The sequence below is a fragment of the Fulvivirga sedimenti genome, from assembly GCF_020328055.1.
In genome coordinates, this window is the sequence record NZ_JAIXNE010000002.1 from 1,077,445 (window position 1) to 1,095,535 (window position 18,091).

An 18,091-nucleotide genomic window follows, 5' to 3' on the forward strand; every position below is an offset into this window, starting at 1 on the left:
TTAGAGTTTGGCAGTTTCTGTAGACTTCTCTGTTTGTTCGACAATGGTTCCTTCGGTGAGATCACGGTACCCCTGCAGCACGACTAAATCCCCTATTTCCAGTCCGTCAAGGATTTCAGTCTTCCCTTCACTTGTCATTCCAACACTAATGCGGGCTTTGGCGGCGACCTGCTGATTATCCTGATCCTCCACAACATAGAGGAACTTGCCGTCGGCATCAGACAAAATAAGTTCGGTAGGTACGACAATCGTAGAATCCCGTGTATAATCGATTAGCTGAATCACCACAACCTGGTTAGGCTTCACGACAAAATCCACCTTAGGCATGCGCATCTCAATTTTGAACGTACGGTTTTCCAGGTTAATGATTTCGCTCACCGCGATGATGGAAGTTTCGATCTTTCGGTTCACAATCGGGAAAAATACTTCTACATGATCCCCTTTCTTAAAGTCTCCAATAAAGCGCTCCGAAACGTCTGCTTCAATGTACATGTCATTTTGATTTACAATCTGCACCAAAGGCATCCCAGGCTGAGCCATCTGTCCAACCTTTGCTTCTACGGCATCGACACTTCCGGCAAACGGAGCCCGGATGATGGTCTTACTCAACTGCGTCTCAAGTGTTGTTAGTTGCCTTTCAAGTGATTCCTTACGGTTTTTTGCTTCGAGGTATTGAATTTCCGTTCCGATCTTTTTCTCCCACAGGTTACTCTGGCGTTCAAAAACTGCCTCGGCAAGCTCAAGCGCTGTTTTTACCTCTGCAATATTATTCCGGATGATCGCATTGTCAATTGTTACCAGGATGTCCCCTTTCTTCACGACATTTCCTTCTGAAACACGAACCTGTTGAATGGCACCTCCCGTTTCAGAAGAGAGAAAAACATTCGTACGGGAAGCAACATTTCCGCGAACATCAATTGCGTGTGTAAAGCGGGTAGGCTGAACCGGGCTTGTATTCACCAGAATTGCATTACTTCGTTGCTCTGATACTCCCTCCAGCGAGGCGATCTCGCTTTCAAGCTCACGGATTTTCACATTGATCTCGTGTAATTCTTTTTTGTATTCCGCTACTTTTTCTTTTTTCGCTTCCAGCGAATCGTTCCCACTGGAACAACCAGCCAGAACAGCGGCAGATACGGTGAGATATAAAAGGATATTTTTCATTCGATTTGAGGTTTCTAAGTTGTTATTTTCAGTTTTGTTCTATCAGGACGCCATATGCCTTTTGAAGCTCAACCTTCGCGATAAGCGCATCATAGAGGGCGTTGTAGTAATTCGTTTGTGATTCTTTATAGTCCGCATCGGCATTGGTGACTTCGATGCTGGAACCCACTCCTTCTTCGTATTTTATCTTCGCGACATTATATACTTCCTCGGCGAGATCCATATTCTCCAACTGGGCCTTCAGGTTATCTACAGCGAGCTGGTAGTTGGTGGCCGACTGCTGAATTTCGACATCGATTGAGTTCTGCAGTTGTTCCCTGGAGTTTTCGAGCTGTAACGCCTTGATCTTGCGCTGCTGGATCTGATGACTTTTTCTCAGGCCATCGAAGATGGGTAATTGCATTCTCACACCAACCGCACTGTAGTCAAACCAGTTTGTCCCCGGTTTGAATAATTCACCACTTGATTGCGTTCCGGCTGTTGCACCCAACGCACCATAGAGGTCGATGTCTGGCAGATAGCCCATTTTCACGTTTTTAATGTCCAGCTGATTCAATTCAATATTGGTTTGGAGATAGGACATCTCAATCCGTCGATTGTAATCGAAATCCTGAAATACCTGCGCAGGAACTTCCTGGAAAATCAATTCATCGATGGTATCCTTCAATTCGAGGTCGTCTTTTGGTGACATGCCCATCTGAAATTTCAGCAGGGCCTTGGACAAGGCAACTGACCTGGCAATGTTATCCTGCTGGACCCGGATATTGTTGAATTGCACCTGAATCCGGTTTACATCAATTTTTTCAGCAAAACCATTTTCATACAATGCCTGGGTTTCCTGAAGGAGCGTATCAAGACGCTGATAGTTTTTGAGAATCAGTTCCTGCCGCTCCTGATTCACCATCGCCAGATAATACGCTTTGCTAACTCCTTCGACAACATCGATCTTGGTACGGATCCGATCCTTGTAGGAAAGCTCTGCAAATGTTCTGGCTGCCCTCAGTCCTACAAAGAAACTTCCATCGAAAACCATCTGGTTTAGGCTAATATTGGCATTTCCCGCATACTTGGTCCCGAACTGAACCGGGAAGAATTGAGGATCCGGGGTAGGCCCCGGTTCCAGCAATCCCTCTCCCTGAAGGACGTCATATACCGCCGGGGAGATGAAATCCTGGATGAAACTTGTCTGAATTTTTATGTTATAGGTAAGGTCAAGGTTGCCGTTCAGCTGGGGCAAGCCGTCGGAAATCGTTTCCTTCACAACGTAATCGGAAATCTCCGTTTCAAGGTTCGCATTCAGGTATTCCTGGTTATGCTCAAGTGCATAATTTATACACTCCTCGAGTGTTAATGCAGTTTCCTGTGCGAAAGATGTTGTGGCGACAACGGACAGAATTAGTAGGACAATTATATTTCTCATAGCTCTGAAGCTTCTTTTTCATTAAGGTAGCTTTCATACAGTTTCACCCCTTTTTCAGTGAGTATTCCCCGTATGAAATGTTCAAAAAACTGCATTTGAGTAGACGGAAGATCAAATTTATCCGGTGGAAAGAGCTGGTTATCAAATGCCATCTGCACCTGTTCCAGGCGTAATTTGGCCATTACCTCTACATCTATATCCTTACGAAAACATCCCATCTCGATCCCTCTTTTCAGGTTGTCGGTGATTGTTCCGTATATGTGGTCGTTTTTAAATTCCAGCCAGATCTCCCATGCAGTCGGATGATACTTGCGGATATCAAAAAGCAGGGATGGATTAATGTTCTTAAAATCCTTCCTCATGCAAACAGAAACCCTTGTAAGCTCGTCTATAGGGTCTTTGGATACCTTGTAGATTTCATCGTACTCCTCCTTCTCCTTATCCATATGGCGGCGGAATGCCGTCGTTACGATCTCATCCTTATCCTTGAAATACTGATAAAGCGTTTTCTTAGACATGGATAAATGATAGGCGATGTCATCCATCGAAACACTGCGCACACCGTATCGCTGAAATAATTCACTGGCTGCGGCAATTATCTTCTCACTTATTTCCATTGTTTTAACCAACTTAACATTAACTTAACACCGTGGAAACTTTTAACATGATCAAAGTTTCCTGGGTTTATAGCAGTCCTAACGAACGCCATTTGAAAAGGTTCAGTAGAAAGTGTATTTTTTTTAAATTATTTTTCAATCATGAAACAGGACGGAAAGGAAGAACATCTTCACCTGAAGATTCGGGGGCATGAAATCGTCATTCATTATTATCGCCATGGGTATGGCAAGCGCCATCTGCTTACATTTCACGGCTTTGGTCAGACAGCCCCGGATATGTTCCCGCTGGAAGACAATTCAGTTTATACAACCATCCACTTCGATATATTTTACCATGGAAAATCATTTTGGAGCGATTCACTGGGCTCGCTTCAGCCTGATATCTGGAAGGAGATTCTGGTGGCTTTCCTGGATCATGAAAGAATTGAACGATTTTCACTGATGGGCTTCAGTATGGGCGGGAAGTTTGTTCTTGCATCACTGCACGCGCTTCCGTCCCGCGTGGAATCGATCATCATGCTGGCACCCGACGGCATTAAAACAAGTACCTGGTACAGCCTTGCCAGTTATCCGCTGGTGATCAAGCCATATTTCAGAAGTATGATCGTGAAGCCCTGGCGATTCTACAACCTGGTGAACCTGGTGGAAAAAGCCGGTCTGCTGGATAAAGGTCTGAGTAAATTCGCCTCCCTCCATATGGATACACGCAAAAAAAGACGACGGGTCTATTATTCCTGGATTATGTTCAAACCCCTTACATTCCGAATGAAGGAAACCGCAGACCTGATAAATCAATATGAAATCCCATTAACCATCTACGTAGGAAAATATGACCGTATCATCACCCCCGATGCGATGGAAAACCTGCTTAAATATGTAAGAAAGGCCGACCTGATAGAAATTGAAAGTGGTCACAACCAGCTAATTGCAAAGGTTGCCGCAATACATAGGCAAAAAAGTATCTAATTCATTATTTTTGTTATTCGGATAAACCCCTGATACTCTTGAATACACGCATACGAAATAAATTAATTCAGCTTTCACGTACCGATCCTATGCCTGTATCCTATCGCAGGCTCATTGTTACAACGGATCTTGGTTTGAACATGGATATAAAACATGAGAAGCAGCTTCTGGGAGAGATCCTGGATGAAATATCCGAAACTGAACATGAGGCGGGAAGACCTTTGCTTAGTGCGCTGGTGAAAAATGGCAAAAACGGACAGGACGATCGCTTTTATAAAATGTGCGAACGACTGGGTCTGGGAGAATGGAAAGAATTGAAAAAAGATAAATCATTCAAAAAAGACCATATCGATGCTTGCCATGAATTCTGGTCGGATGAGAAAAACTACAAGAAGTTCTTCTAGCAGGCCTCTTTTCCAATTCAGCAAAAGACCGTACTTCTTTATTTTCTTTTAGCTACTTTTGCAGCATAATAGCAATGCAATCATGATGATCCGTTTCTTCCTTGGACTGCATGACACCGTTTATGCCGTCGGAACCTCCCATACCCTTTCTCAAGAAGATATAACAAAACTGTGCTGGCTGTTCGGTGACGCCGAGTCGCTTGAGCAGGATGAACTCTCAGGCACCCACATAGGGCCGAGGAAAGAAATGATCACTCCGTGGAGTACAAATGCGGTGGAGATCACTCAGAATATGGGAATCAGGGGAATTCAGCGTATTGAAATGTTCCACCGGGCCGATGAAGATCATCTTGAATTCGACCGGATGCTGCAAATGAAATATTCAGGGCTTGACCAGGAAATTTTTGATATTGCCCATGACCCGGAACCCGTACGTGAAATCAAAGATATTGCAGCTTACAACAAAGCAGAGGGACTGGCGCTGAGCGATGAAGAAATTGAATACCTGGAATCGGTAAGCAGGGATCTGGGAAGAAAACTCACCGACAGCGAAGTATTCGGATTCTCACAGGTAAATTCTGAACACTGCAGGCACAAGATATTTAACGGGGAATTCATCATTGACGGTGAAACTAAACACCATACGCTGTTTCAGCTCATCAAGGAAACTTCCAAAAGAAATCCCAATTTCATCGTTTCCGCCTATAAGGATAATGTTGCCTTCATCGAAGGTCCGGAAGTAGATCAGTTTGCGCCTGTCCGACAGGACATTGCCGACTTCTTTGCCACCAGACGCATTGAAACCGTTCTCAGTCTGAAGGCTGAAACACATAATTTCCCGACAACGGTAGAGCCATTTAACGGAGCGGCCACCGGCAGCGGCGGCGAAATTCGCGACCGACTGGCCGGTGGTAAAGGCAGTTTACCGCTCGCGGGAACAGCCGTATACATGACCTCCTATCCACGCACTGCGGATGACAAGCCGTGGGAGAATGAAGTTCCGGAACGTCCGTGGTTGTACCAGACACCCCTGGATATTCTGATTAAGGCCTCAGACGGAGCCAGTGACTTTGGAAATAAATTTGGGCAGCCGCTGATCAGTGGAAGCCTGCTGACATTCGAGCACAAGGAAAATGATTCGGTCCTTGGGTATGATAAGGTAATCATGCTTGCCGGTGGTATCGGATTTGGAAAAAAATCCGACAGTCAGAAAGGTCAGCCCGTAGCGGGCGACAGAATCATTGTCATGGGTGGTGATAATTATCGAATCGGTATGGGCGGAGGAGCAGTCTCATCGGTTGATACCGGTGAATTTGACAACCGCATTGAGCTGAATGCTGTACAGCGAAGCAATCCGGAAATGCAGAAACGTGTAATGAATGCCATCCGCGCGATGCAGGAACAGGCGGAGAATCCCATCGTTTCGATTCACGATCATGGTGCCGGTGGGCATCTTAATTGTCTTTCCGAACTGGTGGAAGCATCAGGCGGCCGAATTGAGGTGAACAAGTTACCCGTTGGCGACCCGACCCTTTCCGACAAGGAGATCATCGGAAACGAATCCCAGGAGCGCATGGGACTCGTGATGCATCAAAAGGATGTGGAAACCCTCAGAAAGGTTGCTGAACGTGAACGCGCGCCTATTTACGAGGTCGGTGAAGTAACCAGTGATCATAAATTTGTTTTCGAAAATAAAAAAACCGGTCATAATCCGATGGATTGGTCTTTAGGACACATGTTCGGATCATCTCCCAGGACGATACTTGAAGATACGACCTCAACAGAATCCTTTGCCCCTGTTTCCTATGATGCTGATATGCTCAACCAGTATATCGAACAGGTATTACAGCTGGAAGCAGTAGCTTGTAAAGATTGGCTGACAAATAAAGTAGACCGTTCTGTAACCGGAAAAGTTGCCACACAACAGACCTGCGGGTCAATTCAGCTTCCGCTGAACAACGTAGGGGTGATGGCGCTGGATTATAGCGGATTTGAAGGTGTGGCTACTTCGATTGGCCATGCGCCGGTAGCAGCCCTGGCCGATCCGGGTGCCGGATCAAGACTTGCTGTAGCTGAAGCACTAACCAACCTGGTATGGGCGCCGCTGCGTCACGGCCTGAACGGCGTATCCCTGAGTGCCAACTGGATGTGGCCAACACGAAACGCCGGAGAAAATGCCAGGCTCTATGCAGCCGTAGAGGCACTTAGTGAATTCGCAATTTCGCTGGGAATCAACGTACCTACGGGAAAAGATTCACTGTCGATGACGCAAAAATATCCAGATGGAAAAACCGTTTCTTCACCTGGAACAGTCATCGTAAGTTCGGTGGGTGAAGTGAGTGATATTCGCAAAACCATAACCCCCGTAGCGGATAGCCAGGCCGGAGGCAGCATTTACTATATTGATTTTGCAGGAGGCGCGTTTTCCCTTGATGGAAGTTCTTTTGCCCAGGTAATCAGCAAAATCGGCGCGACACCGCCGGATGTGCAGGATAGTGAATATTTCGCCAAATGCTTTCATGCCATTCAAATTCTGGTAGGTAGAGAACAGCTGGTCGCCGGTCATGATATTGCATCAGGAGGATTGATCACGACACTGCTCGAAATGTGCTTCCCTTCAACCGAGTGCGGCCTGGATCTTGATCTTTCTGAATTACCGGAATCGGATCTGGTTAAAATACTCTTTTCTGAAAAACCCGGCGTTGTTGTTCAGGTAAGGGATAATGATATCGCAAATGAGGTTTTTGAGAAATATGATCTGCTTGCCTACAGAATCGGACAGGTAACAACCAATCATTTGGTGGACCTGAGGCATCGTGGAAAACGTTTTCAGCTGAATGTTCATGAGTTAAGAAATACCTGGTTTACCAATTCATATCTCATGGACCGGAATCAACGCGAAACCAGCCACGCGGAGCAGCGATATGCAAACTTTGCCGTTCAGCCCCTAAACTTTCATTTTCCGGAACAATTCAGTGGTTCCCTGGCAGATCTTGATCTGTCACTTCGCCGTACTTCCCCTGGTAAAATCAAGTGCGCAATCATACGTGAAAAGGGCGTGAACGGTGACCGTGAGATGGCCTGGACCCTGTATCAGGCAGGTTTCGAGGTGAAAGATATTCACATGACTGATCTGATCAGCGGACGAGAAGACCTTTCGGATGTTCAAATGATCGTTTTCGTCGGTGGTTTTTCCAATTCCGATGTATTAGGATCAGCTAAGGGCTGGGCAGGAGCCTTTATTTATAACGAAAAAGCCAACAAGGCTCTGAAAGACTTTTATGCAAGGGAGGATACATTGAGCCTGGGAGTTTGTAACGGCTGTCAGCTTATGATGGAATTAGGTTTGTTATACCCGGACAGGCCCCATCATCCGAAAATGCACCATAACAGCTCAGGGAAATTCGAGTCGGCCTTTGTAAACATCGAAATACCGGAAAACAATTCAGTCATGTTAAGTGCGCTGGCAGGATCACGGCTGGGAGTATGGCTTGCACATGGTGAAGGAAAATTTGTTTTGCCTGAAGGCAAACAAAATTATGGTATCGCGGCACAGTATGCATACGAAAATTATCCGGGCAATCCGAACGGTTCAGATTTTGCGACAGCGGCACTCATATCGGAGGATGGGCGTCATCTTGCCATAATGCCGCATATTGAACGGTCATTATACCCCTGGAACTGGGCATACTATCCTTCCAATCGAAGTAAAGATGAAGTTTCACCCTGGATTATACCGTTCATTTCTGCACGAATCTGGCTTGAAAATCAAAATGTTTTGTAGCCGACAAAATTGTTTTTATTTCCAATTGTATTAACGAATTGGGTTTTTTTAGGTAATTTCATAGGCCCTAAATTCTAGAAGACCCATGAAAAAACTCTACTCAATTGCACTCTTAATTCTTCTGACGGGTTGTTTCAGTTACAAAGAATTGCCCGTCGAGTACGACTACAGCTACCGTGGCCGGTTTGATAAGTATAATTCCTATGATTTCATTCGTCAGGAAGAGAACTTCACTGACTCAAAGACAGAGATCAGCGGCATGATCCGAGGTTCTATTGAATCACACATGAATTTTCTGGGTTACAAATTAAGAGACCGAAAGCCCGATTTACTTCTTTCCTACACTGTTTACATGGACAGTCTGAATTTCCGGGGTTATTCACAGCCGGATATCGAGGAATGGATGCGAAAGAAAGATCGCGATCTGTCCTATGATCAGTTAAAATTAAATATTCCGCGGGGCACACTGCTGATTCAGGTTTTTGACCGGAAGCAAAATGTTTCTATCTGGCAGGGGTATGCAACCGACAATTACGGAGATGTAAATTTTGCCGATCAGCGCGAAGTACGCAATGCTGTTCGCTCAATCCTCAACAAATATCAGTTCTTTGCAGATGGGTTCCTGGAGGAAAAGAAAGAACTCATGACACAAACACCATAAGAATTTTAAAAGGCACTTGTAATTTTTTAAAAATAAATATTACCTTTGCCATCCCAAATTCGAGGGGAAAATGCCCGATGGTGTAACTGGCAACACGTCTGATTTTGGTTCAGAAGAGTCTAGGTTCGAGCCCTAGTCGGGCAACTTATCAAAAAAACGAGGGTGGGCCGCTTGTCCACCCTCGTTTTTTCACCGAAAATAGGTATGTCGAAAGTAAAAATATTTTCCGGAGAAAGTTCACTCTACCTGGCTGAAAAGATCGCCAAGGCGTATGGAAAGCCCCTGGGCGAAAGTACGCTTCAGCGCTTCAGCGACGGTGAAATCTCTCCATATTTCGGCGAATCTGTTCGTGGTGCGGATGTTTTTCTGATCCAGTCAACCTTCCCGCCTACCGACAACCTTCTTGAATTATTATTAATGATCGACGCAGCCAAACGCGCAAGTGCAAAGTATGTGACGGCTGTGGTTCCTTATTTTGGCTATGCGCGACAGGATCGGAAAGATAAGCCGCGTGTATCGATCGCTGCCAAACTAATGGCAAACCTGCTTTCTGCGGCCGGAGCAGACCGGATTATGACATGCGATCTTCATGCAGATCAAATCCAGGGATTCTTTGATATTCCGCTGGATCACCTCGACGGAACATCCATTTTCATACCGTATCTCAAATCAATTCAATTGCCTGATCTGATCTTCGCGTCTCCTGACGTAGGTGGTGTAAAGCGGACAAGGGCATTTGCAAAGTTCTTTAACGCTGAACTGGTTGTCTGTGACAAACACCGTCAACGTGCCAATGAAGTGGCTTCAATGCGTCTTATTGGAGATGTGGAAGGCAAGGATGTGGTCATGGTCGATGACCTGATCGATACGGGAGGAACCATGTGCAAGGCAGCAGCCCTGCTAAAGGAAAAAGGAGCGAACTCGGTACGTGCGGTGGTAACACATCCGGTACTATCGGGTAATGCCTATGAGAATATTGAAAATTCAGTTCTTGAAGAGCTCGTGGTTACAGATACCATTCCATTGAATCGGGAATCTTCAAAAATAAAAGTACTGACCGTAGCCGATCTCTTTGCAGGCGCGATCAGGGCCATTCATGAACATGGCTCCATTAGTGCATTATTTATACAATCGTAATTACTAAACTAAATTAAATATAAGATGAAAACAGTTGAGATTATAGGGTTTAAAAGAGCAAATCTCGGCAAATCAGAGTCCAGAAGGCTTCGTCTGGAAGGAAATGTACCATGTGTGATTTATGGTGGTGAAGAACAAGTTCACTTCCACGCGCCAATGTATCTTTTCCGTGACCTGGTTTATTCCGACCGTGCCCATTTTGTTACCCTCAACATTGAAGGTGATATTTATCAGGCAATTATGCAGGATATCCAGTTCCACCCGGTAAGTGAGGTACTCCTTCACGTCGATTTCCTTCAGCTTTTCGAAGGCAAATTTGTTAAAATGGATATTCCGGTTCACTTTGAAGGAACATCCCCTGGTGTAACGAAAGGTGGAACACTGATTAAGAAAAGAAGATACCTGAAAATTAAGGCGCTGCCTAAAAACATGCCTGAATTCATTGAGGTTCGTCTTGAAAAACTTGACTTCGGACGATCTATCAAGGTAGGTGAAATTAACGAAGTAGATTTCGAAATCCTGGATCCGAAAATCGCATCCGTTGCGGTTGTGGAAATTCCACGTGCACTTCGCGGTAAAACTGCTGAGGAAGAAGCTGAGGAACTGGAAGAAGAAATGGCTGCAGCTGAAGCTGCTGAAGGTGCCGAAGGTGCTGAAGGCGCTGCTGAAGAAAGTGCTGAATCCTAATTATTCCGCATCAGAATACAAAATCCTGTCATGGCTTCATGACAGGATTTTTTTTATCATTTTTGTCCTATGAAATATTTGATTGCAGGTTTGGGTAACATCGGAGCCGAGTATGAACTAACTCGTCACAACATCGGCTTTCTTGTACTCGACTACCTGGCCAAAGAGAAAGATGCCTCTTTCAAGGTCGAGCGACACGCGATGAAATCAGAGTTCGCACATAAAGGCCGGAAAATTCACCTCATCAAGCCCACCACATACATGAACCTGAGCGGCAAGGCTGTCCAATACTGGCTGCAGGAGTTAAAAATACCAAAAGAGAACCTGCTGGTGGTCGTTGATGACTTCGCCCTCCCCTTCGGTAAACTTCGTATGCGTGCGAAAGGCTCCTCTGCCGGTCACAATGGCCTCAAGAGTATTGAAGACCTTACCGGCGGACAAAATTACCCCCGATTAAAGTTCGGGATCGGTGATAATTTCCATAAAGGGCACCAGGTTGATTATGTTCTGAGTAATTTCAGCAAGGAAGAATTCAGGGAGCTGGAATTCCCTATTCAGAAAGCCTCTGAAATGATCCTCTCCTTTTGCAGTATCGGGATCGTCCGCACCATGAATGAATTTAATGACTAGCACATGAAACATCAGATCAACGCCTCCCTGCAGGTGATACCGATCGGCCATCCTGCAGACAAAACAGCTTATGGACTGATAGACGATGCTATCGGGGTCATCAAAAAATCGGGGTTGCGATTTCGTGTCACACCGATGGAAACTGTTATCGAGGGGCCTTATGATGAGGTCATGAACGTGATCAGGGCAGCTCAGGAAATTCTTCTTGACAACGGAGCCCAGGAGTTAGTGGCACATATCAAAGTGCATATTCATGCCTCCCGGGATATTTCTTTCGAGGAAAAAACAGCGAACTGGGAATCCTAGCTCACTGTTGATCCGTTATCAGCGCTGTCTGTAGGAGCGAGAAAAATAAGTCTTCCATCCGAATCTTCTGCCATAAGAATCATTCCCTGTGATTCAATACCCATCATCTTTCGCGGTGCAAGGTTCACCAGAATTGTAACCTGCTGGCCGATGATTTCATCCGGGTGAAAGTGTTCTGCAATTCCGGAAAGAACCACGCGTTGATCCACACCGGTATCCACCAGGAGCTTCAGCAGTTTTTTTGATTTATTCATTTTCTCGGCCGACAGGATGGTTCCCACCCGCATATCCAGTTTCGCAAAATCATCATACTGAATTTGCGGTTTAACCGGTTCTGGTGCAGTCTTTTCGCTGGATTCTTCTGATTCATTGGAAACCCGGGTTGCTTCCAGCTTATCAATTTGCGCCTGTATGGCATCATCTTCAATCTTTTCAAACATGAGTTCGGCTTTGTTAATTTCAGTACCGGGTTGCAGTATATCGGGCTGTCCGCCGTACTGCCAATCTACCGAATCAATTCCAAGCATGATTCTTAATTTCTCCATTGAAAAAGGAAGGAACGGATATCCGACGATAACCAGGTTGGCCGCAACCTGAAGCGCCAGATTTAAAATGGTCGCAACACGTTCCGGGTTCGATTTTATTTCTTTCCAGGGTTCGGTGTCAGCGAGATATTTATTCCCCGCCCTTGCAAGGGCCATGAATTCGTTTTGAGCTTCCCTGAATTTAAATTGATCAAGCGCCTGGCCCACCAACTGCGGCGCCTTTCTGATCTGTTCAATCAATTCCTGATCAATATCGAAGAGACTATTGGCAGCAGGCACAGACCCTTCAAAGTACTTATGTGTAAGGACCAACGTCCGGTTGATAAAATTTCCCAGTATCGCCACCAGCTCGCTGTTATTCCGCGCCTGGAAGTCCTTCCAGGTAAAGTCATTGTCCTTGTTCTCGGGCATATTGGAGCACAGGGCATATCTCAGCACATCCTGCTTTCCGGGAAATTCTTCCAGGTATTCATGCAACCATACTGCCCAATTCTTTGAAGTACTGATTTTATTCCCTTCGAGGTTCAGAAACTCATTGGCTGGTACATTATCGGGTAAGATGAAACTCCCCTCAGCTTTCAGGATAGCCGGAAAGATAATACAGTGAAAAACAATATTATCCTTGCCAATAAAGTGAATCAATCGGGTCTCCGGATCTTTCCAGTAAGGTTTCCAGTCCTTCCCTGTTTCATCGGCCCATTCCTTGGTGGCAGAAATGTAACCAATCGGTGCATCAAACCATACATACAATACTTTTCCTTCTGCCCCTTCAACAGGCACTTTCACCCCCCAATCCAGGTCGCGGGTCATTGCGCGGGGTTTAAGCCCCCCATCAATCCAGGATTTACACTGGCCGTATACATTCGATTTCCATTCCTTATGGTCTTCCAGAATCCACTTACGAAGCCAGTTCTCATAATCACCCATCGGCAAATACCAGTGCCTTGTTTGTTTGAGAATTGGTTCCGATCCGCTAAGGGCAGATCGCGGGTTGATCAATTCAGACGGACTAAGCGATGTTCCGCATTTCTCACACTGATCACCATAGGCATTGTCAAACCCGCAATTGGGGCATGTACCAACGATATATCTGTCGGCCAGAAATTGCCCGGCCTCTTCATCATAATACTGTTCTGAGGTGGTCTCCTCAAACACCCCTTTCTCATAGAGATCACGAAACATCTCAGAGGACGTTTCGTGATGTACCGCCGAGGAAGTTCTTGAATATATGTCGAAGTCTATACCAAAATCACGGAAGGAATCCCGAATCAGGGCATGATAGGTATCCACAATTTCCTGGGGAGTTTTCCCCTCCTTGCGTGCCTTAAGGGTAATAGCCACCCCATGCTCATCCGATCCGCAGACAAAAACAACATCCTCTTTTTTACTTCTCAAATAGCGGGCATATATATCTGCGGGAACGTAAACTCCCGCCAGATGACCAATATGCACAGGACCATTGGTGTACGGCAATGCTGCCGTTATGGTATGACGTTTGAAAGATTTTTTCGACATAATCAGGTTTTATCCTGACAAAGATAATAATTCGCCCGAGGGGTATTGAATTCATTGGTAGCTTTTTGCAACCGATTGTATACGACCGGGTAATTATTTATCTTGATTTAAAAAAATATGAAAAGATTTTACCTCATCCTCGGCCTGATATTGTTTTCATTTCCCGTTTTGTCGCAATCACCTGAAGACAGGCTCGAAGATCTCGGGATCACCCTGCCTGAGGTTTCGAAACCGGTTGCCAATTATGTGAAATACGTCAGAACAGGAAACCTGATTTTTCTGGCCGGCCACGGGCCTTGCGGGGGTGAATTCAAGCGCGGGAAAGTCGGACAGGACCTGACGGTTGAAGAAGGCTATGATGCTGCCAGGCTTGCTGGTGTTTGCGTTCTGGCTACATTGAAAGATGCCATAGGCGACTTAAGTAAAGTAAAAAGGGTTGTACGCGTATTGGGTATGGTGAACGCTACAGACGATTTTACTGATCATTCCAAAGTGATCAACGGCTTTTCGGATCTTATGACCGAAGTCTTTGGAGAATCAGGCAAACATGCACGTGCAGCGGTTGGAATGGCCTCGCTGCCAACCAACATTCCCGTTGAAGTGGAAATGATCGTAGAAATAGCCGAGTGATGCACAATTGTATCAACTGCGGGAAACCACATGAATATGAATACTGCCCCTGGTGCACCCAAAAAAAAGTAGTCGGGCGTCTCAGTTTCCGTGTCTTTTTTGACGACCTCCAGGATAAGCTCATCGGATTTGATTTCAAATTCAGCCGGACGTTTCTTGATCTTTTTTACAGGCCCGCAACGGTTGCCAAATCTTACATTGCAGGCAACCGTGTTCGCTATGTGGGACCTGTGGGTTATTACTTTGTCATGCTCACCATTCTGGTGCTGCTGATCACCATTATGGATGTGGACATGATCGGCTATACAAGAAACGAAACATCCTTTTTTCAACAAAGTGGATTAACACCTGAACAGATCGAACAACAGGAAAGCATGCAGGGGTGGATATACAGTAATTTTAAATTCGCGTCCTTCTTTTTCTTCCCTTTCTTTCTTTTCGCAACTGCATTGCTATTTCGAAAAAGCAAGTTTAATTTGCTGGAAACCAGTGTATTAGTATTGTATTCATTGGCACATTCACAGGTGTTCAATTATTTTTCCATCACCATCTTCAAATTTACCGGAATCTCATTTTCCGGTATTGTAACGGGAATAAGTATGCTGTACACTGCTTTTTTCGCCATGGATTTTTATCGACACAATAAACGGATACATGCCTTTATTAAAGGTTTACTTATTTATCCCCTCGGACTCCTGTTTCTGATGATTTTTTTGCTTGTGGTATTGTTCATCCTGGTATTAATCTTTCCTGAAAGGATGAGAAACTTTTTAATTCTAACATAAAACTTACATCATATCCGGTTACACTTTGGCTTTATCCAGCATATATAAGTCAAAATGACTATCCATGCGATACGGATTACTATTACTCGTCATACTATTTACTCGCTGCAGTCCGGAACCTGTGATGCATGTTCAACACATGACTTATCTTGAACAGGGCAACCAGGGAATACAGCTGTTCGGTATATCCAGTGATATTTCCTATGGGTATTCCGCCAACAATCCGGTAAACATTGGCGGTGACGACCTTTCACTTGGCGCTATCAGACAACGTTTGTTCCTTAATTCACTCGCCGGTCCGGAAGGACAATCACTCAAATACATGCGAATTGGCAGTTGCTGCACGTTCGAAACAGAACATGGATTTGATGGCATGGGATTATTGGATAAATATCAGATCACCTGGGAAGGACAATCCGAACCTGTTGTTCTGTATCTGAATATGTACGACCCCGGGGAAATCCGGGCGCCGGTAGGATTTACAGTTCGGCTTTAATTACCAGTTGGATTCACTACTACCGAATCGCCCGGTACAGTGGATTCAGCTGGTCTATTTTCCTCCAACACACCATCAGGAATGCTGTCCCTTACATCATACTTAATCAGAAACGTAGGCTGTAAATACACCGACATCAATCCTTCATCTTCAGTTTCCTTCATTTCTGCGCGTTCAGGACTTACACCCTTCTCCTGATAGAGATATTCCGATACCAGGTTCCACTGACTCTCACGAATGTATGCAACACGTTCGTCAAGCATGCTTTCCCCGATGAGTTCTATACACATAGCTTGAACAGATCGCTGCCCCAGGCCTCCGACCTTGTCCTCCAGGTACAAAACAAATAATGAATCCCTGTTGGATACCTGGTCCCGGCCCAGGCCTCGGATTGAATCCGGCGCCTGCTGAAGGTACTTCTCCTTGGCATACTGAAGTGCAATAATTTCCTTTTCTTCCTTTTCGTTAAAGACGTATTCCAGCAATACTTTCAAATCTGATTTTCGCTCCAGCACACGGGCAGTGAGGTCCATTGTCTTAATCTGGGGGTTTGCAAGTGAATCCTGGTCATTTCCGAATTTGATGGATTTTAGGTCATCCTCATCCGCATCAAACGCCCTGGCCAGTAAATTATATGGAGAAGCCACCGCCTTGGCGAAAAGATTCATTATCACCTTCAAAATCACTTTGCCCAGTTTATATTCCGGATCATGCAGGTCGCCCTCGATGGGAACCTCCAGTCGGATATCACCGTTAACATCCTTTAATAATCCCACAGCGAACCGGAGAGGAATCTTATATTCCGACTCGATATCCAGTTTATTTCCCACTTTGACATCCAGGATATCAATTTCATTCATACTTTGAACCTGGTAGTCACGGATCGTCGTTGAACTTTTCATGTTCATGACACCTTCCCACATCGGATGTGCGGTGTAGTGCCTTGAATAAGGATCAAAGGAGGTCAAATAAAAATCAGAAAGTTCCATATTTATGCCCATATTTGAAAGCCCCGCCCTGTAGAGCGTCATGTCTCCTTTGAACTTTCCCGTTTTATTGATCCTCGAATTTATGAGCATGGAAAGAGTTGAATCTTCCGGACTTACTTCAGGGATGAGGATATTTAAATTTTCCAGGGTGATCTGCGCATCCTCTAGATGGGAATAGTCAAGGAAATCGACCCTGCCTTTATGAATCACCATACTGTCTGCGCCATAGGTCGTTAATACCTCCTCATCAATAAGGTAGTAGATGTATTCTGAAATATATTGAAACGGATTTTGAAACACGATCTCCTGCTGGGCGACGGAAACGGTATCGAGCACCTGGGCAGAAGTCGTATCCAGCAATAAACCGGAGAAGCTGTCGCCCTCCTTGAAATATTTAAATAATATATGGGGTGCATCGAGTGTCGCTGTACCCATATCATAGAGCCGTTCTTCAGTATTTACCGAATCCACAAATATTTCTGCACGCTTCCAGGTAATGAGACTGTCGGAATTATTGTCAACCAGCAGAAACTTGTCAAGCGTACTGTAGGCAGATGCCGCAATGCTTTTCTCATCTGCATACTTTCCGGCTATATTAAGCTGAAGATTGTACAAGCCGGCAAAATCCTGAATTGCCAGGTAGGAATTAAGATAGTTTTTATACGGGCGCAGTTGCCAGTCGGCAATTTCCCCATTCATGGCAAAATTTGATTCACCCCAGTTTACAGAACCATCAAAGCCCAGTTCTCCACCTTCCCGTTGTGTTCCCGCCAGGATAAAGTCTAATCCCGGGTAATCATAGGAAACCCTGGGGATTTCAAGCCGGATCCTGTCGATCAAAATACTCGAGGATAAATTATTATCGATGTATTCAAAGGCCCCGCCGGTAAGAAGTATTTCATTGATGATATACCTGGGCGGATCGCCAGCTTCATCATCCTCACCGGTGGATTCAGACTCGCCCGGTTTGGCGAGATCATCAAAGTTAAACGATTCGCCTGTCTGAACGATCCGAAGGAGGGAATTTGAAACTGTAACATATTCCAGTTCAAAAATTCCGGACAGAAATGATAACATCCGAATATTTGCCTCAAATGATTCGAATCTTAAAAAAGGTGTGGTACCGTCTTCTTCAAAAAGAAATGCATTGTACACTCCTACTTTACCGGTAAATAGATTGATGTCAATATCCGCCACTTCCACCTCACGACCCAGCCATTCGACATCGTTCTTTTCAAGATAATATTCCACAATCCACGGGATTGAAAACAGAATTATAGCGAATAATAAGGCAATTCCAATCAGGATTTTCTTAGCTAGCGGGGACAACTTTTTCATGAATTATAATTTCCAAA

General features: G+C 45.1%; 16 protein-coding genes and 1 tRNA gene. 12 read left to right on the forward strand and 5 right to left on the reverse strand.

The window, feature by feature from the left end:
- From LDX50_RS11100 to LDX50_RS11110, 3 genes are read right to left on the reverse strand one after another with little or no spacing between them, the layout of a single operon-like run.
- Complete coding sequence (locus LDX50_RS11100; protein ID WP_225698519.1) at window positions 1-1,164, reverse strand: efflux RND transporter periplasmic adaptor subunit; 1,164 nt, start codon at window positions 1,162-1,164, stop codon at window positions 1-3.
- Between the two features lie 28 nt (window positions 1,165-1,192).
- Window positions 1,193-2,584 carry a TolC family protein gene (locus tag LDX50_RS11105; protein ID WP_225698520.1) on the reverse strand — a complete coding sequence of 464 codons (1,392 nt, stop codon included), beginning with the start codon at window positions 2,582-2,584 and terminating at the stop codon, window positions 1,193-1,195.
- Complete coding sequence (locus LDX50_RS11110) at window positions 2,581-3,201, reverse strand: TetR/AcrR family transcriptional regulator (RefSeq protein WP_225698521.1); 621 nt, start codon at window positions 3,199-3,201, stop codon at window positions 2,581-2,583. Before LDX50_RS11110 ends, LDX50_RS11105 begins: the two co-directional genes overlap by 4 nt.
- Before the next feature lie 141 nt (window positions 3,202-3,342).
- Between LDX50_RS11110 and LDX50_RS11115 the strand changes: the two genes are divergently transcribed.
- The 9 genes from LDX50_RS11115 (at window position 3,343) to LDX50_RS11155 (ending at window position 11,776) form a co-directional block, all read left to right on the forward strand.
- Window positions 3,343-4,167, forward strand: a complete 825-nt coding sequence (locus LDX50_RS11115; protein ID WP_225698522.1) for an alpha/beta fold hydrolase — start codon at window positions 3,343-3,345, stop codon at window positions 4,165-4,167.
- 38 nt (window positions 4,168-4,205) lie between these two features.
- Window positions 4,206-4,571: a hypothetical protein gene (locus LDX50_RS11120; RefSeq protein ID WP_225698523.1), complete on the forward strand. Its 366-nt coding sequence runs from the start codon at window positions 4,206-4,208 to the stop codon at window positions 4,569-4,571.
- A gap of 85 nt (window positions 4,572-4,656) precedes the next feature.
- Window positions 4,657-8,355 carry a phosphoribosylformylglycinamidine synthase gene (gene purL / locus LDX50_RS11125; RefSeq protein WP_225698756.1) on the forward strand — a complete coding sequence of 1,233 codons (3,699 nt, stop codon included), beginning with the start codon at window positions 4,657-4,659 and terminating at the stop codon, window positions 8,353-8,355.
- A gap of 85 nt (window positions 8,356-8,440) precedes the next feature.
- The gene (locus LDX50_RS11130) at window positions 8,441-9,016 is read left to right on the forward strand and encodes a DUF4136 domain-containing protein (RefSeq protein ID WP_225698524.1); all 576 of its coding nucleotides are present in this window, start codon (window positions 8,441-8,443) and stop codon (window positions 9,014-9,016) included.
- Between the two features lie 71 nt (window positions 9,017-9,087).
- A tRNA-Gln gene (locus tag LDX50_RS11135) sits at window positions 9,088-9,160 on the forward strand.
- 60 nt (window positions 9,161-9,220) lie between these two features.
- Window positions 9,221-10,153: a ribose-phosphate pyrophosphokinase gene (locus tag LDX50_RS11140; protein WP_225698525.1), complete on the forward strand. Its 933-nt coding sequence runs from the start codon at window positions 9,221-9,223 to the stop codon at window positions 10,151-10,153.
- Window positions 10,154-10,177: 24 nt separating this feature from the next.
- The gene (locus LDX50_RS11145) at window positions 10,178-10,840 is read left to right on the forward strand and encodes a 50S ribosomal protein L25/general stress protein Ctc (RefSeq protein WP_225698526.1); all 663 of its coding nucleotides are present in this window, start codon (window positions 10,178-10,180) and stop codon (window positions 10,838-10,840) included.
- 69 nt (window positions 10,841-10,909) lie between these two features.
- Window positions 10,910-11,470 carry an aminoacyl-tRNA hydrolase gene (pth, locus tag LDX50_RS11150; protein WP_225698527.1) on the forward strand — a complete coding sequence of 187 codons (561 nt, stop codon included), beginning with the start codon at window positions 10,910-10,912 and terminating at the stop codon, window positions 11,468-11,470.
- A 3-nt stretch (window positions 11,471-11,473) separates the two neighbouring features.
- Window positions 11,474-11,776, forward strand: coding sequence for a thiamine-binding protein (locus LDX50_RS11155; RefSeq protein WP_225698528.1), 303 nt, complete (start codon window positions 11,474-11,476; stop codon window positions 11,774-11,776).
- Here the strand turns inward: LDX50_RS11155 and metG are convergent.
- Complete coding sequence (metG, locus tag LDX50_RS11160) at window positions 11,773-13,836, reverse strand: methionine--tRNA ligase (RefSeq protein WP_225698529.1); 2,064 nt, start codon at window positions 13,834-13,836, stop codon at window positions 11,773-11,775. The genes LDX50_RS11155 and metG overlap by 4 nt on opposite strands.
- A gap of 117 nt (window positions 13,837-13,953) precedes the next feature.
- On the opposite strand from metG, the gene LDX50_RS11165 reads away from it, so the two are divergent.
- From LDX50_RS11165 to LDX50_RS11175, 3 genes are all read left to right on the forward strand, one after another.
- Window positions 13,954-14,466: a RidA family protein gene (locus tag LDX50_RS11165; RefSeq protein ID WP_225698530.1), complete on the forward strand. Its 513-nt coding sequence runs from the start codon at window positions 13,954-13,956 to the stop codon at window positions 14,464-14,466.
- Entirely contained in the window at window positions 14,466-15,251 is a 786-nt protein-coding gene (locus LDX50_RS11170) for a DUF3667 domain-containing protein (protein WP_225698531.1), read from the forward strand. The genes LDX50_RS11165 and LDX50_RS11170 overlap by 1 nt, the downstream gene beginning before the upstream one ends.
- A gap of 64 nt (window positions 15,252-15,315) precedes the next feature.
- The gene (locus LDX50_RS11175; protein ID WP_225698532.1) at window positions 15,316-15,747 is read left to right on the forward strand and encodes a hypothetical protein; all 432 of its coding nucleotides are present in this window, start codon (window positions 15,316-15,318) and stop codon (window positions 15,745-15,747) included.
- Here LDX50_RS11175 and LDX50_RS11180 read toward each other — a convergent pair.
- Window positions 15,744-18,074 carry a DUF748 domain-containing protein gene (locus tag LDX50_RS11180; RefSeq protein WP_225698533.1) on the reverse strand — a complete coding sequence of 777 codons (2,331 nt, stop codon included), beginning with the start codon at window positions 18,072-18,074 and terminating at the stop codon, window positions 15,744-15,746. The genes LDX50_RS11175 and LDX50_RS11180 overlap by 4 nt on opposite strands.
- Between the last annotated feature and the right edge of the window lie 17 nt (window positions 18,075-18,091).